Below are 23,558 nucleotides of genomic sequence, written 5' to 3'. Positions count from 1 at the left end.
TGGTCCTGGGCCTTGGATGTTTCAGATGCCGCTATTCTTAAAATATACAAAAAGAATAAACATCAGGGGCTGGAACTCCTTTATGATCGGTATAAGAAATACGTTTATACCATCGCTTACAACTATACCCATAACAAAGAGGATGCCCTCGACTTAACCCAGGAGGTATTCATATCTATTCTTAAATCCATGGACAATTTCAAGGAGGAGTTTTCCATTCTTCCTTGGGTAAAAAGGATCACTGTCAATAAGTGTTTGAATTTCGCCCGGGACAAGAAGGAAGCCGTATCCTTGAACCAGACGGTTGCGGCCGGAAGCGAGATCCAGGACCTGATAGGTGCCCCCAACAACACCGAGAGCACCACCCTCTATCAGGATACGCGTCAGTCCCTGGCAAAGGCCATAAAGGAACTGCCGCCGCAAGAGCGTATGGCGCTCCTTCTGAGGCACATGAAGGGAATGAAATATGAGGAGATCGCCAGAATCATGAACGTGCCCCTCGGCACGGTGAAAACTCTTCTACATAGAGCTAGGAAAACCGTCAAGGTCAGCATGGTCAAAGACGGAATCTGGGAGGGGTAGAAGTGGACTGCAAACTTGATAAGGTTTTACTCCAAGATCTATTGGAAGGTACGATTGATCCGGTTGAAAAGCTATTTGTCGAAGAACATTTAAAGACATGCAGAGAGTGCCGCCAAGAGCTAACCGAGCTAAAACTTCTCTTCTGGGACCTTTTTGATAAATCAAACTATGAGGTCAGTCTGCCGTCAGAACTGGACCAGATAAAAGACTTGATCTTGGCAAATGCAGCTGAACAGCCAGCCAAGAGCACAGCAGAAATCATTTGTGACATCCAACGTCAAAATATCCGGGCATCCGGAATGTTTCTTGACTATGTGCCTGGGCTCAAGACCGGCAATATGCTCGTTAAAGAAAGTGTCAAGGCCGCGCCATCAGCCATGCTGAGAATATCCAAAGGTTTAGTCAAAGCTACGAAGTTCTTTCTGGCAAAGTAACTTCCACAGTTACTTCCACAGTTACTTCCACAGTAACTTCCCAAGTAACTTCCACAATCTCACAGGTGCGAAGAGGAGACCGGCATGTTGTTATCGATCGTGGGTTATGTTCTGCTGATTATCGGCCTAGTTCTGCTCGCTATTGTCTTTATACCTTACAGCTATCATGTTTCCGGGGAATATTTTGACGAAGCAGAGATCGAAGGCTCTCTATCCTGGCTTTTTGGCGGGGTAAGGATAGATTTTTATAAAGGCTCTGATGCAAACATCGCCCTGGATGTTACGCTCTGTGGCCTCACGAAGAAGACCAAGCGCGGACCGGGATCGCCCGGAGCAAAGTCCGAAAAGAAGACTGAAGCACGCAAAAAGGGAAAGACGGTCAGAAGTAAGCAACTTGCCGGCTTGGCCCGATACTTTGACAGAGACGTTATCCAAAAAGCAGTCTCTGCAATTGTTAAGCTGCTTAAGCACTGCCGGCCCAAAATCGTGTCTGTGCGGGCCAGGATAGGTTTTGCGGACCCCATGTATACTGGCTTATTGTACGCTTTGAAGAGTCAAATCTATCTTCTATGGCACAGATATGATATTGACATTCAGCCTGTGTTCGATGAGGAAATCATCGAGGGAAGATTTTTGATTGGCGGCGGGATCTGGCTGCCCTATCTAATACTAGTTGTGATAGGGTTCCTCTTCACCCAACCAATTAGAAATATATTCATCTCTAATTTCAGAAGGAAAATCAAAGGAGGGTCTCTATATGTCAGATGACTTTAGTGTTAGTGAAAACATCAATACCCTTTTTGAGAAACTGGAGAATTTCATCAAAACCAAGACTGTTGTCGGCGAACCCCTAACTGTAGGCGAAACAACCCTGATCCCATTTATTGATATCTCTTTTGGTCTCGGTACAGGCGGCGGGGGCGGAACGGATGCCAAGGGCGACAAGGGAACCGGCGGTGGTGCAGGTACAGGCGCGAGGATAGCTCCATCAGCAGTTCTCGTCATCAAAGGAGACCAAGTACAACTTTTGCCCATTAAAAAAGCGGGCAGCCTGGAAAAGCTCATAGAAATGGTTCCTGAGCTGGTGGAAAAAGCGAACGCCCATCATGGGGCCAAGGAAGGACCATGCCGAGGATAATAAGTGAGTGAAATAGCTCCCGGGAGAGCAGCCGATTCCGGCTGCTTTTTCATCCCCATTTCTTTCCCCCACTCCTTGCCTGCACATGCTGAACGACACCCCGTAAAGTGTGCTGCCGCATCCTCATAATCATAAAACATTGGGTTTGCATCATATACTCCACACCCATCATCCTGGTTAGCCTCCATCATCTTCCATCATCAGCTTATCCCAATGGCGTGGCTGATTTTGCCGAAACACCATGACTCCAAATTCCGTTCCCAGGTTCTGAGCCACCACTTCACACTTGGCTCTGAGCAGAAAGAAAGTCTTCTCCCCCGCTTCTTCAGTGAACTCCAGGGACTCATAGTTGGCTTGGCCCTTGCTAATAATAATGTCGGCCTCCTCAAAGGCCCTCAAGAACTCAGCAGAACAGTATTTGAGAATCGTTCCTAAAAAAACTGTTTCCATTCGTGATGACCCTTGCCGTTTTAGCCATGCCCACCTGCTGGGCATCTGCCAAGGTCGCATCATTGAGAATAGGCTTACCTTTCACGGCGCAGACGACTTCCACCCCCCCGCGACGCAACTCTCCGATCAAAAGGGTGTCAAAGGCGATTTCCCCGCTGTTGTCGCCAAGAATCAGTACACTCCAAGAATCAGTACACTTCGGGCTGTTTTCAACTTCTCCCGGAAGGCGGGATAGTCGTCAAGGGCAAAACCGGCGGACAAGGCATCCCGAAGGCTCGCCTCCAAATCATACTGGGGTAAGATCCCCATGTCGATAATATTCCCGGCCACTGCAACCAAGATAGAAGCAAGAAGCATCCATCCCGCCATACCCTCCCTTCCCGCCCGCCCCGACAAAGAGGTGGACTTTGGGGGCGCCGACTTCCTTATTTCGTGTTGAGGACGAAGGTTGTATTCGGCGGGAAAGTTAACAGGAGGAACTCTGTTGGTTCGACAAGTGCTTACAAAATCCTGTTTCCTTCCGGCTTGTCCGGGTTGGGCCTGTCCGGTATAATATAATTTGAGGATAGAGATTGGAGAGGGAAGTTTGAAACAAAGAGGTAGTGGCTAGGGAGTAAAAAGCGTACAGCAAACAAACCATTCACATTTTGCGGGTGGCAAAAAATAACATTGGGAGTTTTAGGATTAAACGATTACGGGAGATTCGTCTGTTATTGTGTAACCTCTTTTCCTGAGAAGTTCCAGAGCCTGCGCCTTTGTAAGAACCTTAGATTCATTGACAGGGCGGTGCTCCAGAAAGCCTTCGGGGGTATATGGCTCCAGCTTATTCAAGATATTCCAGATAGCGGTCAAGAGCATCTTGCAGACAGCGATGATAGCCTTTTTGTGACCCCGGCGGGTCTTGATTCTGTGATACTTCTCTTTGAATTCAGGGTGTTTCTTAGACTTGAGAAGTGCATTTGCAACCTGAACAAGAAGAGGTTTCAAATAACAGCCGGCACGAGATATACGGGTGGATTTTACTTTTCCTCCACTTTGATCATTGCGTGGACAGCATCCAGCCCAGGAAACAAGATTCTTAGATGACGGAAACACGGACATGTCCGGACCAATCTCAGAGAGAATGGCAATGGCAGTCATCGGATTGGAATTGAGCCCGGGAATGGTACGAAGTAAATCTAGAATGGCTGAAAAAGGTTGTACAAGTAAAAGTATTTCCTGCTCGATTTCCCTTTTGTGGTTTTCAAGTTCATCAATGTGTGCGAGACATTGACGCAGCTTGACAGCCTGCTCGGGAGAAATCGCACCATCAACGGCATCCTGGATCTCTTCGATAGGGGTTTTGCAGCGTCCATTGACAAAGGGAGCGACATCAAAGGGTTCACCGGGATGGTCAAGTATGTAGGTAGTGATAGATCTGGCAGACTTTCCAAAGACATCACTGAAGACATCATCAAGCTTTAAGTTGGAAACAGTCAGGCAGTTCTGGGCACGGTTCTTCTCGCCAGTCAGCATATTTGTGATCTTGAAGCGGTAACGCATCAGGTCACGGAGATGCCTGATTACAGGAGAAGGGATAAAGCTGGGTTTGATCATATCGCACATAAAGAGGTCACAGATCCATTTGGCATCTTTGCGATCCGTTTTGTTTCCTTTTTGAGGTTTTGTGTACTTGGGATGTGCCAGGGTAACAAAACAGGTTTTTTCAAGGATGTTGAATACGGGAATCCAAAACTTGCCGGCAGATTCCATACAAACTTCGATACAGGAGAATTTCGCAAGCCAATCAGCCAACTCTCTAAGGCCCTTGGAAAAGGAAGAGAAGCGAGCTTGCTTATACTCAGTACGGCCATTTGTATCAGTAATACCGATGCAGGCATAGATCCAGGTTTTGTGGACATCAAGTCCACAGCAGTTTTTACGAAAGATTTTGAACAAAAGAAGTACCTCCAGCAAAAATACTTGTAGGGATGGCAGGGACTGGTCATCCGGCGAAATCGAGTCAACTTCGGAAGAGATAAGTTTACGGGCTACTGTTTTGCGCCATTCATTGATGCCTTAACGGATGACCGACACCATATACACATACGGGGTTGCCGCTATACAGCCCCGCCACTCACCTCCTCGGGTTCTGTAGTATACCAGCGACCTACAAGAGGAGGATAGCACAAAAAGAGTGAAAGGATGATGGGTTTTTGTTTCATAACCCCATCGGTGCCTTTCGCAGAAAGGCGGATTTATACACATGAAGAAACTAAAAATATACCTCGATACATCGGTCATCAGCCATTTGAAAGCGGATGATGTTCCAGAGAGGATGGAAAGTACCCGGCAAATGTGGGTAGAGATGAAGAATGAGGTTTACGAGGTATTTATCTCCAGTTTAGTCACTGCTGAACTTGGGGATTGCCCAGAGCCGAAAAGGACAGAGTTGTTCAAACTTATCTCTTTGCTTAAATATGATGAAATTCTGATCGATGAGGAAACTTATCGTCTTGCCCAAGAATATATCCGGAATGGAATCATCCCGGCTAAGTACGAAGATGATGCTCTCCATATTGCGGCAGCCAGTGTTCGTGGTTGCAACGTTGTTGTTTCATGGAATTTCAAACACATGGTCAGAGCAAAGACTATCTTCGGGGTAAATGGAACCAATAAAATGCTTGGGTACGGTGAACTGGAAATCTTATCGCCAGATAGTCTGATTGAAGTGGAGGAGGATGAATGATGAAGGAATCATTAACCATGAAGGAAATACATCAAATTAGGTTAAAGAACTACGAAAGAACCCGAAACATGACAAGGGAAGAAAAAATAAAGTATATCAATGCCAAAGGAGAACAGGCAAAACGACGCATTGATGAGCTGAAAAGATAGGGATAGGACTTACAAAGACCGGCGGAAACACCAAACTCCGCCGGTGTGTTTTTTCGGAGAACCATGTCTGCTTTTGCTGTCCATGTTTTTCTTCGCTCTCCATACAGTCTTGGCCGATCCTCGCTGTCCACGTGAACCCGTGCCCTGTAAGTCCGTGGCCTCCCTGTCAGTCTTGGCTTTCGATGAAAACACCGGCACCGTTCGGAATGACCATGACTTTGGCTTCCGGCCCCATGTGGGCATAAGCTTTCGTCAAAGCTTGCTTAAGATCCGAGGCACTGTCGAGTCCCATGGCAGAAAGGACTTCCGGTTTCACGCCTTCTGTGACGATGATGACATGGTATTCCACGAGAATGCGGGCCAGGACCTGAACCTGCCATTGATCTAAACTTGTCGCAGCCGGTGGGGTAGCTCTAATCTCTTCCAAGATCTTTGGGGCTCCGCCGGGGTTGGTCAGCATGCGCTGGAAGGTCACCCCTCCGATCCCGTCCAAGCAGGAGGCCGCCGTGATGATCACTCCGCCTGGCTTGGCCGCATACTCAGCAGTCCGGATGCTTTTCACCGCTTGATAGAGATTTTGGTCAAGGGGATAGCCACCATTGCTTGTGAGCACGATTTCAGCCCGCCGGCAAGTCAGCTTGGTCATCTTTTCGACGAATTGCACCCCTCGGGCATGCGCCTCTTCCGGATGACCGGCAAAGGCTGCCACTATGCTTTTTTCTTCATCCAAAGCCACATTAAGAATGAACTGAAGCTTGACCTGCCTGGCGGCATCCACCATGTCCCGGTGAAAGATATTGCCTGACAGCGTGCCGGACTGCGTACTGGGATGATCGATAAAGGGAGCGGAGTGATTGACCAGAATCGTCTCCCGGCCGCAGATTCCCGGCAGAATGCTTTTGCGGCCGCCCGAATAACCGGCAAAAAAGTGAGGCTCAATGAACCCTTCGGCGATCAGCAGATCGGCTTCCAACGCCAAGCGGTTTACCAGGAAAGGCGCTCCGGACGGAAGATCGGCTAAACGGACCAGGCTTTTCGCGTCTTCTGCTTTGTGGGAAACAAATTTCTCCCGTTTTACCGCCTCAGCGCCAAACTTGGCGTCCAATTCCTCGGAAGTGGGCGGCCGATGCAAGCCCGTGGCGATTAAGATCGTGATCTCAGCCTGAGGATTTCCTTTCCGAACCTCCCGCAAAAGACTGGGCATAGTTTCCCGACTGGGTAAAGGCCTGGTATGGTCGCTGGTCACGATGACCACTTTGCGAGCATTTTTCGCAAGTTCGCTCAGCTTGACACTTTGGATTGGATTTGCCAAGGCCCCTTCGACCACAGCCATGCCACCGGCCTTGGGATGTTCGGCCCTTGTTGTGAGAATGCCCGCCAAGCGCTCATCGGGAATCTCCGCTTCGAGAAACGAATGACCATAAGGTAATTTGACGAGCAAAGGAAAGCCCTCCCCCTTCAGCCCTCGGCAGCCGCGCCTTGGACCTTACTAAGCGTTGTGATTGTATTGAGATAAAACCACATGGGTCTGGAGATACTCTTAGGTTTCAGCGACCATCGCCGAGTTAGCAGCTGGCCTTTGCCAATTCTCGCTTGATCTCGATGATTTTCTCTAAAGGCAACCCCGTAATATCAGCAGCATCCTGCGGTGAGATCCCCTTCAACAAGGCCTTGCGGGCCGTCTCCAGCTTACCTTTCATCTCACCTTCTTTCAAACCTTCTTTCAAACCTTCTTCCCGGCCTTCTTCTCTCAACCATTGTTCAATTTGGGTCATGCGAAGCACCTCCAGTAATCTTTTCTTATACTCTTCGGGAAGAAATCGGTCGGTAATTGCCACGATGGCTGCAATGGCGAAGTTCATGTACTTGCTCTGGGAGGCCTTAGCTAATTCCGCGGCTTGTACCGCCATTTCGGCCTCCGTCTGCTGGCTTTTCATCAGAGGCAGAAATATAAGCTTTAACAAATCCACTTCTGCCAAGGGTTCTAATCGCTCCACTTTTGCTTTGATCCTACGATATTCTTCGTCTCCATCCATACCTTTGAAATAGACATTGGTCACTCGATAGGTTAAGGATCCTTTCCGCAGCACATCAGGAGCACTTTCGATCCACCCGGAATAGATAATGGCCGTATTTACATCACGGTTATGTCTTTCGACAATTCGGGCTCCATAATATAGGCCGCCCGGCGCAGGATGTTTTCCGGGACCGTAGTCTGGAACTCAAGGTGCAGCAGAGTCTCGTCCTCTAGCAGAAAAACAAAGTCCAGTCGCTTCTCCTTGGCCTCCACGACCGGCAGTACCGCAGGCACGATATCCACGATCTTGGCCGTCTTCAGCCCAAACACTTCCAGAGTTTGATCTTTGAAGATCTCCGCGGTGGCTTTCATGATAATGTCATTATTGTGTCCAGTGATTTCTGTCTCCAGAGAGACCACCTGCCTTCCTGTCAATATTATACTATAAGGCAAGCCGCGCGACTACTTCCTCTTTTCAGTATTGGCGGCCAACTTTCCCCGTTACAAAGAGCAAATAATTTCCAGACTTCTCTTCCCGTGACTGGTAAGATCCCCTATAATAATATCCTAAAATCCCGTCGATAATTATACCTACACGGGTTCTTTAACATTAAACGCTTTGTAGATAGTGCTTTGATTTTTAGTAAGCGGGAACAGGATTCGTGTTCCATTTACTACTTGGATGCGTAATTTAGATAGTGTCTGGTGAAAAAGTCACTGATTAAAACCCATATCTTCTAATAAAATTCTGTGGATTAAAATGGCCTCTTCATCTTTTGTCTTCTTTCTCTATTTTCTATTTTATAGCAGCAACTCGTCTCAAGTTGTAGGTCAAAATTCCAAAGCCCACCCATGTGCTTACCCCTTGGTGGCCACGGGACAAACTTTTATCAAGGCCATATTTGCGTTTGAGAACACTAATTGTTCCTTCGCCGCCGGCCCGCCATCGTTGAAGATTCTTGAACCATCTGTTCTTTTCCAGTTCAGCACGTTCCTTGGACTTTTTGCCACGCTTGGGCATACTGACTCTCTTTACACCTAACGAAGTCAGAGCTTTTTCATTATCTCTGCTCGTAAATCCTCTGTCGGTTGCCACGCTATGAGGGACTGTCCCAGTCAACTTAATATGCCGTTTGATTGCATCTTCAAGAAGCGTCTCATCGTTAGGGTTTCCCTTATGGACCTTGTAGTCAGTGACCATCCGATCTTCATTTTCGGTAATCTCCAACTTGAAGCCAAATTCTGTTTTGACACCGAGCTTACCTTTCTGGATAGGGCGGGCATCGGGATCGTGCAAGCTTACAACACGATTAGGGATGTGAGTCTCCCCACGGTTTACTTTCCGTGATTGGCGGATCACCTTTTCGGCCGTCTGGACAATGGTATCGAGTTTCTGAATTTGCCGTTTTACCGATTTATCCAGCTTTTCTTTTAAGTTCTCTTCTGCATGATTTAACATCTCCTTGGCTTCAAGGACTGTCTGTATACTTTTATCGACTAGCTCTTCAGTAATTTCCCGAACACTTTCAACGGCTTGGCCGCTTCTACGCTTGAGAAGCTTTCCAATCGCGAGGATACGTTTCTTGGCTGAACGGCTGCGATCCATTACTGTCGGACCGGCCTCTCCAAGAGCCTTTTGAATTTTCTTCGCCTTGCGGGTTATAACCTTGATAGCATCTGCCAGGAGGTGGGAATCTGTTGGATAATGGATATTGGACTCTACAACAGTTGTATCAACCCGGAGTTTCCGGCTGCGGATAACTTTCTCTTGAGTTACTTTGGTTATCAGAGCCTGATTTAGCTCTTGAACTATTTTCTCTCCATACTTTTGGGTTAGCTTAACCAAAGTTGAATGGTCAGGGACCTTTTCATCAATGGAGATACGGCAAAAACGTCGCCATTGGAAGCTATCCCTCACTTCATCAACGAGGGTGTGATAGCCAAATTTGTACCGGGTTTTCAAATACATCATTCTCAAGTAAGTTTCCACCGGTACAGTTGGGCGTCCAATTCTCACATTCCAATGTTTAAGAAATGGTTTCATGAAAACTTCGTCGTCCAATATTTTATCGATTGAGGCAAGCTCCTCATTAAGATTCAAAAGTTCCTTTGGCAGAACACAGTCCCAGATAGTCATTTGATCTTGGCGAAGTTTCAACATTTCTTTGACCCCCAAAAGGATTTTTGCTCCTCCCGGAGAATCTATCTACTAGGAATCTTCCGGGGGAGCTTTGGCAGAATTTAGTTTGTTGACACTTCTAAATTTCTACCAATTCCAAGGGGATTCCTTTATTTTTTCGGTTTATCCGAGGAAGTTTTCTAAAGAGTTTTTCACCAGAATCTAGATAAGGTGATGAGCAATTTCTTCATGGTCATCTTTTTGTAAAGATCCTTTTCCAGCATGACCTTGTGGATATGTGCGGCAAGTATGAGTGCGATAAAACCAATGAAGATCTTGTTCTGCATAATACCGTCCTTATGTACCCTTAATCTTCCAAGGTCTAGACTATTTTTTAAGCGAAGGAAGCCCTTTTCCACAACATCTTTTTCCCGGTATATTCGGAGAGCTGCTTTAGCGTTGGCCACATCATTCGTTATGAGGGTCATCCAACCGGCTGTCTCCAGCTCCTGTCTGATGGCCTCCTCTTTAATGCTGACGGTATAGCCTGAGGGAGATTTCTCCGAGTTGCGGATGAGAAGGTATTTGCTATATTCTTCTTCCTGCAGGTGAGCTGCAGGATGGGCCTCTGCCCGTTCTTTCAGAAGTGCGACATGCGCATAAAGGTTCTCGCGAAGCTTCATCGCCTTCATGGCGTTATAGTAAACATGCGTATAAATCTTATGGTCTTTGTTCCACGCTCTAAGTTTGGTGACCCCGCGAACAGAATCTTCCCCTAAAACCATTGTGTTCTGAAGGCTGTCAATATCTTTGCGTTCGCTTTCCACCTGCTTTTTCGCAAAGCCGGAGGTGAAGGGAACCGAGATGACGAAGCGTAGTTTGGCCGCATCATTCAACATGGCGTTTACATTTTTGGTACTGAAGAAACCCTTGTCCATCACAATCAGGGTGGGTTTACCTTTCGATAAGGCATTCATTTTGGACAAGGTAGTTTTCAACGTTGAGACATCCTTGAGGCTGCCGCTGTACGCGGTCTGATAGATAGGAAGCCCTGATTTTTCCCCCATCAGCATGCAAAGGTTGATTTGGGGAAGCGCTTCCTTGTCCCGGTTGTATCCCCATTCAACGTCTTCAATCAAGTTAGAATAGGAGGAGACAGAGGTGATGTCGAGGGCAAGGTATTCCTGTTCACTCCGGCACTGGCACCATTCCTGATAAAAAGCCTCTCTTGAGTCTGGGCTTATGGCCGCCAACAATTCACTGATGCGTTGCGACGACATGCTGCCGACCGGAAGGCATTCGGTACTGTTAATCCAATCCTCACAATAAAGAAACGGATCTCCGGAGGAAATAAGGTAACAGGCCAGATTGAATACCTCTTGCCAGTAATTCGGTAAGGCTCTCTCCAGAGCCCTGAGCAATCCAATGCTTTGCGCAATGCTCTGAAAGAGATAAAAGGCTCCATAATCCTTGATGGATGAACGCTGGATCTCCTCAATAGAAAAGGTCATGTTGGTTGCTGGTATTTCAATGGGAGTTCCTTGTTCAGCCATACGGGCCAGGTATTCAGGCTTATACACCGGATTTCCGGTTATGGGATTAATTTTGCCGATAGGGACACGTTTGTTTCTCGGCTTGCCGTCGGCATTGCGAAAAGAAACTGACTCGTAAAGATAAATCTTATCCCCAACCTTTTGCCTAATGATGGAAGTCACGGTAACCCCTCCCCTCGCTTGTAGGTATAAATTATTATACCTACAAGCGAGGGGGAATACAAGGAAAAAACAATAAACTTCAAGAGATTCTGCAACAAACAAGCTTGAAAGCAGGCTATTTTCCAACTAAATTGGCTAAATGAAATCAAAAGTCCTGTAGGTATAATTTTTGCCGGGAATCAAGGTAATATAATAAGAGTGACCCTGCGGGTTTCCTTTTACTAACATTAACTAGATTGCCCTGAAAAACTAAGCAAACTCTGTGCAAAAATCCCTCGAAACAAAAAGGAATTCACTAGGATTTTGTGGAAATTTAGAAGTGACCAAACAACGAAACTCCACAACCACCCTTTAGAGAATTCCTCGTTCCTGTGGTTCTCCAAAGGGACATGAAAATCCTTTTTTGGGGGGCAAAAAATGTTACGACTTCGCAACGAACAGCTTACAATTTGGGACTCCATTTTGCCGAAGGAAGTGCTGGAACTAAGCCCAGAACTCAAGACGGTTGATCGTCTCTTGGATGATGAGCGATTTATGGAGCCCTTTCTCTCTCACTGGAATATTCGTATTGGCCGACCAACTGTTCCGGTGGAAACTTATCTCCGTCTAATGTTTCTCAAATTCTGTTATGGATTTGGCTATGAAACACTTGTTAGCGAAGTCAGTGACAGTATCAAATGGCGGCGGTTCTGCCGCGTTGATCTCGATGCCTTAGTGCCGCACAGTACGACATTGATCAAGCTGAGCCAGAAATACGGGGACAAAATCATTGAGGATCTGAACAAAAAACTTGTTACTAAGGCGAGTCAGGAACAGATGACACGGAACCGGCGGCTGCGTACGGACACTACAGTAACCGAATCCAATGTTCACTACCCAACGGATGCCCATCTGCTGGCGGATGCAGTAAAAACCATAACCCGACAGGCGAACCGCCTTTGCGATCAAGTGAGTGGCACAGTTCCTAAGATGAGGAATCGTTTTCGTTCAACGAAAAAACGGATACTGGAAATCGGCAAGACCTTGAAACGGCGAAGCCATGAGGCGGTACAGGAGGTTCGCAACATCACGGATAAGCTTGTGGATAAAGCGATTGAGACGATTTCCGATGCCCATCGGATAATGGATAAAGTTGAAGAGACTTGGGGCGAGCAAATAAGCCCAGCTCTAAAAAATACGATCGAGAAATTGGACAAGCTCATTCATACCACGGACAAGATTGTCAATCAAACGCTTCAGGTGAACAGCGGAAAAACACACATCCCGCAACGGGTAATTAGCCTCTATGATCCTGACGCGAGGCCTATCCAGAAGGGCAAGTTGAAGAGCCCGACGGAATTTGGCTATAAGACCGAAATCACAGAGAATGAAGACCGTCTGGTTACGGATTACAAAATCCATATAGGCAACCCCAGCGATGAAAGTTTGCTCTTGGGCACCGTGAGACGCCACATCGAAAACACTGGGCGGATCCCTTACGCTGTTGCCACTGACCGTGGTTACAGCAGTGGTAAGAATGAAGCAGCTTTAACCGAACTGGGGATAAAACGAATATCCATCCCAAAGAAGGGCAAGAAAACTCAGAAGCGACAAACCCATGAAAGGCAAAGATGGTTTCGACGTCTGCAAGCATGGCGTGCTGGTGGAGAAGGAACCATTAGCATCTTGAAACGTAAATATGGCCTGGGGAGGAGTCTGCTCAGAGGACACCGCGGAGTTAGCATCTGGGTGGGATTTGGCATACTGACCTACAATTTAAGAAGATTGGCCGCCATGAATTAGGAAATGGCAAGGAATACCCCTCTACAATGCCGGGGATTCATACTGATGTATTCCGATCCCAGGGGGTCGGTCAAGGGACGGTTTGCAAACCTACTTTTTCAGGGCAATCTAACTATCAAATGCCGATTTTCCTATTTGCGAGGGGTGAATTCAAGGAAACCAAAATAACCCGGCAGAATAACGACGTGATCATGAAGGCGATGGCCGAAACCTTTAAGGACAAATCTCTCAAGGTCTTCGGACTGAACACCGCCGGAATCAAAGCTGTGATCCCCACGGTTCTACCTGTTCTGGAGGTTAAAGAAAACCGGACAGACTACATATTCCTCTTGGAAGACGAGACCCTGCTCCATCTCGAGTTCATGACCACCGCTGGTTTTGAAGACTTAAAGCGTTTCGTACTCTACGATGCCCGGTTACTGCAAAGGGGCCTTTTGACCGGAGAAATCAAAGCTACGCAAGAAGCCATTGCTCTCTATCTGACCATACGATACGGTGAAGCTTCAAAATCGCTCCAGGACACGGTCCAGCGGCTCCAGGACTTGAACGTTCTGGAACAATTGTTGAAAGCCCTCTACGCCGCTGCGAATTTCTCTGAAGCCCAAGCTGCCATAAAACGCTTCACATCCTATAAACCAGCGACCCCGCAGTAATCCCGTCCTTGTTCTCGTCTTTTGAATCTCCCCATGGCAAAAGCCGGCTTTAGCCATGGGGAGATTCAGTAACTCTTTAAATATTTCTTGGTGCCATTTCTATTGAGCGTGGGCTCATTTTCAAGAGGGCTAACACACAACTGGGGAAATGAAGCCCATGAGCTGGACCGGGAAATCTCTGCTTACGGGACATTATGCCTACTCACCGATATCAACGTTAAAAAATTACGGATAGCCCCGGAATAGGAAGGAAGAACTAAAGTATACCCATGTCGAAAGAGAACAGACAAATAGACAAAAACCGGCGGAAGCACACCGCCGGTTTTTGTTTTCCTTTCTTTCTTTATCAGCACCTGATTCTACTTCACATTGCGATTGTATTGCAGATAAACCACATGGGTCTGGAGATACTCTTCTAGCCCGTGCTTGCCATCGGCACCCCCGATGCCTGACTTACGCCACCCGGCATGAAAGCCCTGCATGGCCTCAAAGTTTTCCCGGTTAATATAAGTTTCACCGAATTTAATTTCGTTGCAGGCCCGCATGGCCACATCAATGTTTTGTGTATAGATGGACGAAGTCAGTCCATACTCGCAATCGTTCGCCATCTCTATCGCTTCATCCAGATCCTTGAACGTGGTGATGGGAAGAACCGGCCCAAAAATCTCCTGTCTCATGATAGCGGTCTCCTGCCGGCAATTCGTCAGGACCGTGGGTTCATAATAGTAGCCCTTTTGACGCTCTGAAGCCTTGCCTCCCAAAACGACTTGGGCTCCGTCTTTGACCGCCTGCCGCACGGCGGCATCGACATTCTCAAGTTGCTGTTTGCTTACCAGCGGTCCCATGTCCAGATCGGCTTCCGTCAAAGGATCGCCATATTTGGTGTTCTGCATGGCCTGGGTTACCTTTGCGATAAACTTCTCAGCCACGGACTCATGAACATAAACTCTCTCGGCGCAGTTGCACACTTGACCGGTATTGATCACCCTTGAGTCGCGAATGGCTTGCGCGGCCAAATCTAAATCCGCATCCGCCATGACAATAGCCGGGGCTTTCCCTCCCAGTTCCAAGGACACTTTGGTCACGTTGTTGGCCGCTGCCTTCATAGCTTGGATACCGGCCTCAACGCTCCCGGTCAGGCTGACCATCCCGACTTTCGGATGACCGGCCAGGGCCGCACCGACCACTCCGCCTGAGCCGGATACTAGGTTGAAAACCCCCTTGGGCAAAGAAGATTTTTCCACTATCTTGGCAAATTCAAAAGCGTTATTGGGGGTTTCCGAACTGGGCTTGAGCACGATCGTATTCCCGGTGACCAAGGCAGGAGCCATCTTCCTGACAATGAGGAAAAAGGGGAAATTCCAGGGCAAGATTCCCGCCACAACGCCAATCGGCATTTTGTAGAGCAGGATATTCTCATTGGGGCGATCGCTTTGAATGATTTCGCCTTCATAGCGACGGGCAAACTCAGCCATATAGTCCAGATAATCAGCGGAGAAATCCACTTCCACCCGCGATAACGGGAGTATCTTTCCTTGTTCCTCCGCAATCGTTCTCGCTAAATCTTCGGCATTTTCCCGCAGGCCATCAGCAATCTTATGCAAATACCCGGCCCGTTCCACGGCGGGCAGCTTCGCCCAGGACCTTTGCGCCCTCTCCGCAGCGACTACCGCTTCTGCCACATCTTCCACAGTTCCCGCCGGAACCTCGGAAATGACTTCTTCCGTCGCTGGGTTGGTTACCGCTATCACCCTGCCGGAAGGCCTTGACACGAATTCCCCGTCAATGTACAGTTGATACTTTTTCATTCGGGTTCCTTCCTCCCTCATCTCTTCTTCATGGGCTTGGATTGCTGTTCTGAATGGCGATCGCAATCTTCTTGACAATGTTTTACCTGTCGCAATATCCCTTACCGTTATCCCTTACCGTTATCCCTTACCGTTATCCCTTATGTTTCCTGCTGCGATCACTCAACTTTTTACTTGTTGCTTTATATCTTTTATTTTTTAACTTTTTAGGCTCGTACCACTTTCTCTCTGCAACTCTCGTCGTTCCGGTCAAGCTCCCCGCTCTCCCATGAGACTCAAAAGTTTGAGATAAGCCTGATCCCACGCTGACCGGTCCTTCTGCGGCGTGTATACCTGGGGCGGAAAAGAATTTCTCACAAGCAACGGCACCTCCGCCGGCCCAAGCTCCTTGACGGCGATGAGCTGAGCGCAGATATTACCGATAATGGTTGCTTCTGCCGGTCCGGCCAAAACCGGTTTATGGGTCGCGTCAGCCGTCATTTGGCACAGTAGCTCATTATGAACCCCGCCACCGACAATGTGAATGACTTCCAGAGAACGCCCGGTAACCTGCTCAAGTTTCTCAATGACGAAACGATACTTAAGTGCCAGGCTCTCAAAGATTACCCGGCTTATTGCCCCCGGATTCGACGGTTTGCTTTGGTGGGTCCGCAAACAGTAAGCCTGAATCGCTTCGATCATATTCACGGGGGCCAGGAAGTCTGAACCATCCGGATCGATCACACATTCGAAGGCCTGTGCCTTTAAAGCTAAGGCTGACAAGTCCGAGTAGCTGAAACTTTGCCCAGCCTGGTCAAGTCGTCGTAGGACTTCTTGCAGCAGCCAGAGACCCATCACATTCTTGAGCACCCGGTAATTTCCGTTAACCCCACCCTCATTCGTAAAATTGTATTTCGCCGTCAGTTCGGTAATGAGAGGTTTTTCAGACACGGTACCTACCAAAGACCAGGTGCCACTTGAAATATAGGCGTAGTTCTCTGCCTCATACGGAATGGCAAAAACCGCCGACGCTGTGTCATGTTCTCCTACAGTCACCACTGAGAGCTTCTCAGTTCGGTTAGCGGAAACTATATCAGGGCGAAGCGGACCGATAACCTGGAACGGAGAAACGATCGGGGCGAAGATCTGTCTGGGCAAGTCCAGTTTTGACATCAGTTCCTGATCCCAGGTGCCCAGGTACGGATTGAATAACTGAGTTGTAGTCGCATTTGTAAACTCGGCAATTTTGACTCCCGTCAGAAAATAGATCATCAGATCCGGAAAGAGCAAGAGAACCTTAGCTCCCTGGAGCAATGCCGGCCGGTACAGGCGCAGAAACATGAGCTGGTATAGGGTATTGATTTGCATCAGTTGAATTCCGGTGCGTTCGTATACGATCGCACCCGGAATCCGGGCAAAAACCTCCTGCATCATACCCTCATTGTGATGATCACGGTAGTGCCTCGGGTTTTGCATCAGCTCCCCACTCGCATCAAGCAAGCCAAAATCAACGGCCCAGCTGTCTATTCCCAGGCTCACGGGCGGCTTGCCTTGGCTTGAGCTTTTGGATAAACCTGCTACAACCTCGCGGAAAAGGCCGAGAAAGTTCCAATAAAGTGTACCGCCTAAATTGATCGGCACATTGGAGAACCTGCTGACTTCAGCCAAACTGACTTTTGCGCCATCATACTCCCCTAAAACGGTACGTCCGTTGCTTGCACCCAGATCGGCTGCCATTCCACGCCACTTTGGCACGGTCAACCCCCCTTGTGTGTCAACTCACCCACTCTATCCGTCAAAACCCCGGCTAAGATGCTCTTGGTATACGGTCCTTCGGCGTAAGCTTTGAGGGGATACGCTGGGAATACGCGCATCATTCCTGCCGTGCCAAGGCACGGCAGGAATGATAGAACATCATGCACTGCAATGGTTAATACACTTTTGCCCACCGATCGATATTCGCTTTATCGAACTTGTAGGGAGGTCCAAGCAGAACTTCCGTTCCGCCATCGGCGGCTTTCGTAACCGTGTACTTTCCGAGCCGTCCCGCCGTAAAAGTGTCACCGATTTTGCCGGTAATCGTACCGTCAACCAAGGCCTTGGACACATAGCCCGTGATATAACCGATATCAATTGGATTCCAGAGATACATCCACGGACAAACGCCGCTCTTGATGTACGTGATCATCTGACTAGGTAAGCCCAGACCTGTCAAATATACCTTTCCGGCAAGACCTTTATCGGAAAGAACCTTTGCGGCTGCCGCGATACCCACGGTTGTCGGGGAAATAATACCCTTCAGCTTGGGATAAGATTGCAACAGCGCCTCCGTCTCGGAGGTACTCTTATCTGGTAGATCGTCGCCATAAGCAATTTTGACAAGACGCATTTTCTTATATTCAGGTTTTTTTAGTTCTTCCTTCATGTATTTGATCCAGGTGTTCTGATTGTCCGCCGTAGATGTCGCAGAAAGTATGGCAAACTCGCCAGTATAATTCATCATTTTGCCCATTGCCTGCACCTCAACCTGGCCTATCTTTACCGGATCGGCCTGGTCCACGTGAACCATGCGGCTGGCCGGGTTTACCGCTGAGTCGCAGGAAAGAACTTTGATACCCGCTGACATGGCTTTTTGCAACACCGGTTCTAAAGCGTTCGCGTCATTACTAGCAATGGCAATTGAGGCTACTTTCTGGGCAATAAGCTGATTGATAATCGTTATTTGACCTTCGGCAGTTGGCTGCTCCGGAGCCCGAACAATTGATTTTCCGCCAAATTCCTTGACCGCATCCTGAAAACCTTGGGTCTCTGCCTGATTATAGGGATTACCCGTGTTCTTCGCGATAATGGCATAAACTTGGTTGGAACTTGCACTAGTACCCTTTCCGGATGATGTACCGTTTTCCGTTGCAACCGGCTTGTTACCCGAACAACCGGCGACGCTTAACATAAGCATTGCTGATGTAAGCATCAGAGCGAGGACGCCTTTCCTTTTCATTCTTTTACCCCCTAAAAATGTTTTTATTTTTATGCGATGCGGTGTTGCACCACATTAACATCAGGCTTCTTCAGTTTTTCTCTGCTTCCCGCCACTTTTTTTGATATTCGGTAGCGCCACGGACACTGCTAGAAGTAAACCAATGACGATCAAGACAACCTGCGAGCTCATGTTGATAAGACCTAGCCCGTATTTCAGGAAACCGATAATGAAAACGGCAATAATCGCACCGATCATCCGTCCTCTCCCGCCCATAATATTCACACCGCCAAGCACAACCATCGCGATGGCGTTCAATTCATAGCCCGTAGCCATATCGGAGCGGGTACTGCCCATGCGTGAGGACAGAAACAGGGCCGCGACGCCTGACATAAAACCGGTCAGCGTATAAATAATTAACTTGATGCGACCAATTTGTATGCCTGAATACAAAGAGGCAATTTCGTTATTTCCGATTGCGTAAACCCGCCTGCCAAAGTTCGTTTTGTGAAGTAACAATCCAAAAATGACAGCCGCAACTGCAAATACTACCAATATGAAAGGGATGGACCCTAGGTATCCCCAGCTCAGAAATTTGAACCAAGGTGCGAAATTCCCACCGGACTGATCCCTTATTATAATTTGTGCAATACCACGGTACATAGTCATAGTACTGAGTGTAACAATCATTGGTGCGATTTCTTTAAACTTTACGATAATCATACCATTGAAAAGGCCGCATAACGCCCCTACGGCAAGACAGATGAGTACTGCGAGCCACATGGGAGTGTGAAATTTGTCGTAAAACACCCCCATCACAACGGCTGAAAGTGCAACCGTCGAGCCGACAGAAATATCGATTTCCCCCAGCATGATCACGAAAACCATCGGTAAAACAATGAATGCATTGTCAAGAAAATTCATGGTTGAGGATAGGATATTATTCATGTCAAGGAAATATGGTGAAATCGCAGCGTCAAAAATATTGACTGCTATAAAGGCAAGTACCAGCAACCATTCCCACTGAAGAAAAAAGCGTTTGAATGAAAATGATTTCCTGCCAGTGATCAGTTCTTTCCTTTTTGGCATGGTTCAGATATTCCTCCTTGCCAGAGTTTTATACTCGACTCTGCGTTTGAAAAAGACGTTGCTAATGACCGCGACTAGTATGATCGCGCCCTGTATCGCCGACTGCCAAAACGGAGAAACATCGATCAGCGGTAAGGCGTCGTTGAGAATCCCAAGGAGCAACGAACCAAGCAGAACACCGGATAATTTGCCGGATCCGCCCCTAAGGCTAACCCCGCCTAACACGCATGCAGCGATGACATTCATTTCATAACCCAGAGCGGTATCTCCCTGTGCGCTGGCAAATTTAGACACCCATAAAACACCTGCCAATCCCGCAAAAGCTCCCATAATCACATAGACTGTAAATAGTACGTGGTTAGTGTTAATGCCACTTACTTTTGCAGATTCTGCATTGGAACCGACTGCGTAAATCTGACGACCGAATCTAGTATAATTAAGGAAATAGAAAGCCAAGAGATAAAGGAGCATGGCGATGATCACAAGGTTATTAATTCCGAGTATCTTGCCTCTTGCAATCATCATGAAACCGTTAGACATCTGACCCGGCCCCACCCAGTTTGAATGGCTGACAAGATAGGTGAGACCTCGATAGGCATTCATGAAGCCAAGCGTCGCTATAATAGGTGCTACGCTGAACCGTACCACAAAGACACTGATAACGCCCCCGCACAGGACCCCGACCGCCAATCCTATGAGTAGTGCCAGCATTGGACTCAAACCCCTGTTCGCCTGCACAGTGAGAGCCGTGACCATGCCGGAAAGTGCCATTGTTGATGCAATGGAGAGGTCTATACCTGCAGTTATGATTACAATCATCATACCAATGGCAAGAATGGAAAGAATTGCCGTGTTCGAAATCATATCGCTCAAATTCACAACTGAGAAAAATCTAGGATTTCGGATATCGACCGCAACCGAAACCGCAATTATAAAAAGGGTAAGCCCAACCTGGCGTGACCAATCACGCTGGAACCTTCCAAGGTTTTTTGTCCTTTTTCCCATTTCTAGTATCACTCCTGACACAATGCTGCAGTTTCAATCGGCATAGCTGCTTCTAATACTTTTTCCGGAGTGGCATCCCTCCTGGAAAATGTCTTTGAGACTCTGCCGCGCCGTATTACAACGATTCTGTCAGCCATTCCCAGCACTTCCGGTAACTCGGAGGAAACCATGAGGATACCGTACCCCTGCGCCGCAAGGTTATCCATGATCTCATAAATGGCATATTTAGCTCCTACATCGATACCTTTTGTCGGCTCGTCAAGGATGATTAGTTTAAGATCTGCCAAAAGTAGCTTAGCTACGATTACCTTTTGCTGGTTACCGCCTGAAAGAGACAACGCCGGAGCATTTACACTTTTTGCCTTCACGTTCACCATGCTTGCTAGTTCTTCCGCCTTCGACCTTTCCAAATCAGGCCTGAGCCATCCACGGTTCGAAAACATCTCCAGCCTGGAAACGGTAATGTTTTTCTGAATACTCCAATTCATAATTAAGCCCTGTACCTGTCTATCCTCCGGAAGGTATCCGATCCCGAGTTTCATGGAAGTATTGGGATCAACTATCCTGATTTTTTTGTTCTCAAAATACACTTCACCCTTATCAGGCTTCATAATACCAAAAAGTGTCTCGCAGATTTCCGTCCTGCCGGCCCCGACCAGACCTGTCAGAGCCACGATCTCTCCCCTTTTTACAGTAATCGAAACATCGGAAAAGTAGCCCGTTTTTGTAAGGCCTTTGACCCGAAGAATTTCTTCTCTAGCAACAGCCGTCTTTGGCGGAAACATCTGTTTTATTTCCCTGCCGACCATTGCAACAATCAGTTCCTCCTCAGATATTTCATTAACGCCCCAAGTACCAATGTATTGGGAGTCCCTTAAGATAGTGACGCGATCAGCAACCCGGTGAAAATCTTCGAAACGATGGGAAATGAAGATAATGGAAGCTCCGCTATTACGGAGTTGGTCCGTAATTTTATAAAGATCTTCGCTCTCATTTTTTGTCAAGGCCGCGGTTGGTTCGTCCATTATAATAATGTTTGCATGGGTCGAAATAGCCTTAGCGATTTCAATAATCTGCTGTTGTGCTACACTTAGCTCGGACATTAACGTCTTGGGATCAATTTCCGAACTCAGGTGGCGTAACAGATCGGCAGCCTTAGCATGCATTCTCTTCCATAAAATCCTTCCGGTTTTGGGCGAAACCTCCAAATGGTCCATAAAGATATTTTCTGTCACCGTCAAGTCGGGGTAACAGGTAACATGCTGATAGATGGCAGCTATTCCAAATTTCTGGGCATCTTTAGGATTATTAATTTGTACTTGTCTCCCATTGAGAATAATCACACCACCGTCTGGTTGATAAACCCCAGTAATAACCTTTATGAATGTGGATTTTCCCGCCCCATTTTCACCCATCAAAGCATGAACCTCTCCAGCCTTCAGGTCGAAACTCACGCTGTCGAGTGCCTTGACCCCAGAAAAAACTTTTGTCATGCCCCTGATTTGGAGAACGCAGTCACACAATATAGATTCCTCCGTTCTTCTGTTCCTCTCTTCCGGCTCCGCCTATTGATAACGTAGGCTTCTTAAAACCCAGACTACTGTTCTCTTTAGTTCTCGTTTGCCAGGAATCTGCTCCTTTCCACGTCGGTCTATCACCCCTGACCACGAAATTCTCTGGCCAAAATCGTCTTAATGTAAGTACCTTCCGCGTAAGCTTTCAGAGGATCAGTGTGTAAACCCATCTCTTTGCGAACCAAGGCTAAAAGTGGACGCACGTCTGTTTCGAAGGCCCCCTTAACTAGCGATTCAGCCGTGATAACGTCACCTGCTGCCTGGGCTTGCCTCAATTCCCCCTGGGGAACCAACAAGGCTTTGGCAAATGCGGTTTGAATATTCATCACGGAGCGGATCATAGCCGAAATTTTTGGTTCAATATTATGGGACTGATCGATCATATAAGAAACCCTCCCCGCGCACTCCGAGGTGGCCGGATCCTGCTCCCCGCTCACCAATTCCAGCGCAATCAAAAACAACTCATAAGGAGCGATGGCACCCACCATTAAGTCGTCATCCGCATATTTACGGTTATTAAAGTGGAAACCGCCCAACTTGCCTTCATCCAACAAAGTAGCCACAATGTGCGCTACATTCGTACCTTGCGCATGATGCCCCAGGTCCACCAGTACTTGCGCTTTGTTCCCTAATTTCTCAGCATAGCTAATAGCCATACCCCAGTCTGCCAGATCCGTGTGGTAAAAAGCTGGTTCAAACATTTTATACTCTATCAACAGGCGAGCTTCCGGAGCCAGAACCTGATAAACCTCTGTTAACGCGTCCATAAGGTAGTGCCTGCGCTTACGAAAATCGTCTTGGCCGGGGTAATTAGTGCCATCGGCCAACCACAAGCTCAAGATGCTAGAGCCAACCTTTTTCATGATTTCAACGCACTCAAGCATATGGGAACGGGCTTTTTGCCGCACCTCGGGGCGCGGGTGGCATAGTGAGCCGAGTGCATAATCTTCATCTTGAAAAAGGTTCGGATTCACCGCCCCAATACGAAGACCAAGATCCAGGGCATATCGTCTTAAAGCACCGTAATCATCGACCTTGTCCCACGGTATGTGCACTGCGACCTTCGGGCAAACTCCTGTTAGGCGATGCACCTCCGCCGCATCTTCCAGCTTTTCGTATGGGTTTTGCGCTGCCCCTTGCTGTTTAAAAACTTTAAAGCGCGTGCCGGAATCTCCATAACCCCAGGTGGGTGTTTCAATTACCATAGCCTTTAGGCGCGTTTTGACGCTTTCAATATCCACACCCTTGCTGTCCTGTACTTTTACCCAAAGTTTTATTTCATCCTCAGTCATCATTGATCCTCTATCCCCCCCGCGTATTTTCCGCAGTAAAGTAAAGTTTAAGGCATTACCATGCGGA

At 47.7% G+C, this 23,558-nt stretch carries 22 protein-coding genes and 1 pseudogene; 8 read left to right on the top strand and 15 right to left on the bottom strand.

Features of this window, described 5'->3' with window-relative positions; translation table 11 throughout:
- Window positions 1–12: 12 nt before the first annotated feature.
- The 4 genes from MNU25_RS09690 to MNU25_RS09675 all read left to right on the top strand — a co-directional run bounded on the left by MNU25_RS09690 (window position 13) and on the right by MNU25_RS09675 (window position 2,154).
- Window positions 13–582, top strand: a complete 570-nt coding sequence (locus MNU25_RS09690) for an RNA polymerase sigma factor (RefSeq protein WP_240984880.1) — start codon at window positions 13–15, stop codon at window positions 580–582.
- A gap of 2 nt (window positions 583–584) precedes the next feature.
- A complete protein-coding gene (locus MNU25_RS09685; protein ID WP_240984879.1) occupies window positions 585–1,016 on the top strand; it encodes an anti-sigma factor family protein in 432 nt (143 codons plus the stop codon).
- Between the two features lie 84 nt (window positions 1,017–1,100).
- Window positions 1,101–1,784 (top strand): DUF2953 domain-containing protein, encoded by a 684-nt coding sequence (locus MNU25_RS09680; RefSeq protein ID WP_240984878.1) that lies wholly within the window; start codon window positions 1,101–1,103, stop codon window positions 1,782–1,784.
- Window positions 1,774–2,154: a GerW family sporulation protein gene (locus MNU25_RS09675; protein ID WP_240984877.1), complete on the top strand. Its 381-nt coding sequence runs from the start codon at window positions 1,774–1,776 to the stop codon at window positions 2,152–2,154. The genes MNU25_RS09680 and MNU25_RS09675 overlap by 11 nt, the downstream gene beginning before the upstream one ends.
- A 177-nt stretch (window positions 2,155–2,331) precedes the next feature.
- On the opposite strand, the pseudogene MNU25_RS09670 reads toward MNU25_RS09675, so the two are convergent.
- The 3 genes and pseudogenes from MNU25_RS09670 to MNU25_RS09660 all read right to left on the bottom strand — a co-directional run bounded on the left by MNU25_RS09670 (window position 2,332) and on the right by MNU25_RS09660 (window position 4,542).
- Window positions 2,332–2,734, bottom strand: a pseudogene (locus MNU25_RS09670) (ARMT1-like domain-containing protein).
- A gap of 41 nt (window positions 2,735–2,775) precedes the next feature.
- On the bottom strand, window positions 2,776–2,973 hold the full coding sequence (locus tag MNU25_RS09665) for an ARMT1-like domain-containing protein (protein WP_240984876.1): 198 nt from the start codon (window positions 2,971–2,973) through the stop codon (window positions 2,776–2,778).
- Window positions 2,974–3,288: 315 nt separating this feature from the next.
- Window positions 3,289–4,542, bottom strand: a complete 1,254-nt coding sequence (locus tag MNU25_RS09660; protein ID WP_240984875.1) for an IS110 family RNA-guided transposase — start codon at window positions 4,540–4,542, stop codon at window positions 3,289–3,291.
- A 307-nt stretch (window positions 4,543–4,849) separates the two neighbouring features.
- Between MNU25_RS09660 and MNU25_RS09655 the strand changes: the two genes are divergently transcribed.
- Entirely contained in the window at window positions 4,850–5,332 is a 483-nt protein-coding gene (locus MNU25_RS09655) for a type II toxin-antitoxin system VapC family toxin (RefSeq protein WP_240984874.1), read from the top strand.
- Window positions 5,329–5,481, top strand: a complete 153-nt coding sequence (locus tag MNU25_RS09650) for a hypothetical protein (RefSeq protein ID WP_240984873.1) — start codon at window positions 5,329–5,331, stop codon at window positions 5,479–5,481. The genes MNU25_RS09655 and MNU25_RS09650 overlap by 4 nt, the downstream gene beginning before the upstream one ends.
- 166 nt (window positions 5,482–5,647) lie before the next feature.
- On the opposite strand, the gene larA is transcribed toward MNU25_RS09650, so the two are convergent.
- The 5 genes from larA to MNU25_RS09630 all read right to left on the bottom strand — a co-directional run bounded on the left by larA (window position 5,648) and on the right by MNU25_RS09630 (window position 11,332).
- Window positions 5,648–6,922: a nickel-dependent lactate racemase gene (gene larA, locus MNU25_RS09645; RefSeq protein WP_240984872.1), complete on the bottom strand. Its 1,275-nt coding sequence runs from the start codon at window positions 6,920–6,922 to the stop codon at window positions 5,648–5,650.
- A 124-nt stretch (window positions 6,923–7,046) separates the two neighbouring features.
- Window positions 7,047–7,571, bottom strand: a complete 525-nt coding sequence (locus MNU25_RS20300; RefSeq protein WP_306425050.1) for an RpnC/YadD family protein — start codon at window positions 7,569–7,571, stop codon at window positions 7,047–7,049.
- Between the two features lie 44 nt (window positions 7,572–7,615).
- Entirely contained in the window at window positions 7,616–7,951 is a 336-nt protein-coding gene (locus MNU25_RS20295; RefSeq protein WP_306425051.1) for a hypothetical protein, read from the bottom strand.
- Window positions 7,952–8,294: 343 nt separating this feature from the next.
- A complete protein-coding gene (locus MNU25_RS09635) occupies window positions 8,295–9,659 on the bottom strand; it encodes an ISNCY family transposase (RefSeq protein WP_240984871.1) in 1,365 nt (454 codons plus the stop codon).
- Window positions 9,660–9,829: 170 nt separating this feature from the next.
- Entirely contained in the window at window positions 9,830–11,332 is a 1,503-nt protein-coding gene (locus MNU25_RS09630; RefSeq protein ID WP_240984870.1) for an IS1634 family transposase, read from the bottom strand.
- A 417-nt stretch (window positions 11,333–11,749) separates the two neighbouring features.
- Between MNU25_RS09630 and MNU25_RS09625 the strand changes: the two genes are divergently transcribed.
- Window positions 11,750–13,114 (top strand): ISNCY family transposase, encoded by a 1,365-nt coding sequence (locus MNU25_RS09625; protein WP_240984869.1) that lies wholly within the window; start codon window positions 11,750–11,752, stop codon window positions 13,112–13,114.
- 119 nt (window positions 13,115–13,233) lie between these two features.
- Entirely contained in the window at window positions 13,234–13,767 is a 534-nt protein-coding gene (locus MNU25_RS09620) for a hypothetical protein (RefSeq protein ID WP_240984868.1), read from the top strand.
- Between the two features lie 359 nt (window positions 13,768–14,126).
- On the opposite strand, the gene aldA is transcribed toward MNU25_RS09620, so the two are convergent.
- The 7 genes from aldA to rhaI form a co-directional block, all read right to left on the bottom strand.
- The gene (gene aldA / locus MNU25_RS09615) at window positions 14,127–15,575 is read right to left on the bottom strand and encodes an aldehyde dehydrogenase (RefSeq protein ID WP_240984867.1); all 1,449 of its coding nucleotides are present in this window, start codon (window positions 15,573–15,575) and stop codon (window positions 14,127–14,129) included.
- 249 nt (window positions 15,576–15,824) lie between these two features.
- Complete coding sequence (locus tag MNU25_RS09610) at window positions 15,825–17,309, bottom strand: rhamnulokinase (protein WP_240984866.1); 1,485 nt, start codon at window positions 17,307–17,309, stop codon at window positions 15,825–15,827.
- Window positions 17,310–17,484: 175 nt separating this feature from the next.
- Complete coding sequence (gene rhaS / locus MNU25_RS09605; RefSeq protein WP_240984865.1) at window positions 17,485–18,552, bottom strand: rhamnose ABC transporter substrate-binding protein; 1,068 nt, start codon at window positions 18,550–18,552, stop codon at window positions 17,485–17,487.
- A 60-nt stretch (window positions 18,553–18,612) separates the two neighbouring features.
- Window positions 18,613–19,620: an ABC transporter permease gene (locus tag MNU25_RS09600; protein WP_240984864.1), complete on the bottom strand. Its 1,008-nt coding sequence runs from the start codon at window positions 19,618–19,620 to the stop codon at window positions 18,613–18,615.
- A 3-nt stretch (window positions 19,621–19,623) separates the two neighbouring features.
- Window positions 19,624–20,625, bottom strand: coding sequence for an ABC transporter permease (locus tag MNU25_RS09595; protein ID WP_240984863.1), 1,002 nt, complete (start codon window positions 20,623–20,625; stop codon window positions 19,624–19,626).
- 8 nt (window positions 20,626–20,633) lie between these two features.
- A complete protein-coding gene (locus tag MNU25_RS09590; protein ID WP_240984862.1) occupies window positions 20,634–22,148 on the bottom strand; it encodes a sugar ABC transporter ATP-binding protein in 1,515 nt (504 codons plus the stop codon).
- A gap of 131 nt (window positions 22,149–22,279) precedes the next feature.
- Window positions 22,280–23,494 (bottom strand): L-rhamnose isomerase, encoded by a 1,215-nt coding sequence (gene rhaI, locus MNU25_RS09585; protein ID WP_240984861.1) that lies wholly within the window; start codon window positions 23,492–23,494, stop codon window positions 22,280–22,282.
- Window positions 23,495–23,558 lie beyond the last annotated feature (64 nt).

It is taken from the genome of Acididesulfobacillus acetoxydans (assembly GCF_902729405.1).
Lineage (GTDB): Bacteria > Bacillota > Desulfitobacteriia > Desulfitobacteriales > Desulfitobacteriaceae > Acididesulfobacillus > Acididesulfobacillus acetoxydans.
This window is presented reverse-complemented; position numbering and strand designations above follow the sequence as displayed.

Bases quoted from the DNA above. Each gene is read 5' to 3' on its own strand.
- MNU25_RS09595 (WP_240984863.1), bottom strand. From the start codon at position 20,625: ATGGGAAAAAGGACAAAAAACCTTGGAAGGTTCCAGCGTGATTGGTCA.
- MNU25_RS09655 (WP_240984874.1), top strand. From the start codon at position 4,850: ATGAAGAAACTAAAAATATACCTCGATACATCGGTCATCAGCCATTTG.
- MNU25_RS09625 (WP_240984869.1), top strand. From the start codon at position 11,750: ATGTTACGACTTCGCAACGAACAGCTTACAATTTGGGACTCCATTTTG.
- rhaI (WP_240984861.1), bottom strand. From the start codon at position 23,494: ATGATGACTGAGGATGAAATAAAACTTTGGGTAAAAGTACAGGACAGC.
- rhaS (WP_240984865.1), bottom strand. From the start codon at position 18,552: ATGAAAAGGAAAGGCGTCCTCGCTCTGATGCTTACATCAGCAATGCTT.
- MNU25_RS09675 (WP_240984877.1), top strand. From the start codon at position 1,774: ATGTCAGATGACTTTAGTGTTAGTGAAAACATCAATACCCTTTTTGAG.
- MNU25_RS09680 (WP_240984878.1), top strand. From the start codon at position 1,101: ATGTTGTTATCGATCGTGGGTTATGTTCTGCTGATTATCGGCCTAGTT.
- aldA (WP_240984867.1), bottom strand. From the start codon at position 15,575: ATGAAAAAGTATCAACTGTACATTGACGGGGAATTCGTGTCAAGGCCT.
- MNU25_RS09665 (WP_240984876.1), bottom strand. From the start codon at position 2,973: ATGGCGGGATGGATGCTTCTTGCTTCTATCTTGGTTGCAGTGGCCGGG.
- MNU25_RS09620 (WP_240984868.1), top strand. From the start codon at position 13,234: ATGCCGATTTTCCTATTTGCGAGGGGTGAATTCAAGGAAACCAAAATA.
- MNU25_RS09635 (WP_240984871.1), bottom strand. From the start codon at position 9,659: ATGTTGAAACTTCGCCAAGATCAAATGACTATCTGGGACTGTGTTCTG.
- MNU25_RS09600 (WP_240984864.1), bottom strand. From the start codon at position 19,620: ATGCCAAAAAGGAAAGAACTGATCACTGGCAGGAAATCATTTTCATTC.
- MNU25_RS09650 (WP_240984873.1), top strand. From the start codon at position 5,329: ATGATGAAGGAATCATTAACCATGAAGGAAATACATCAAATTAGGTTA.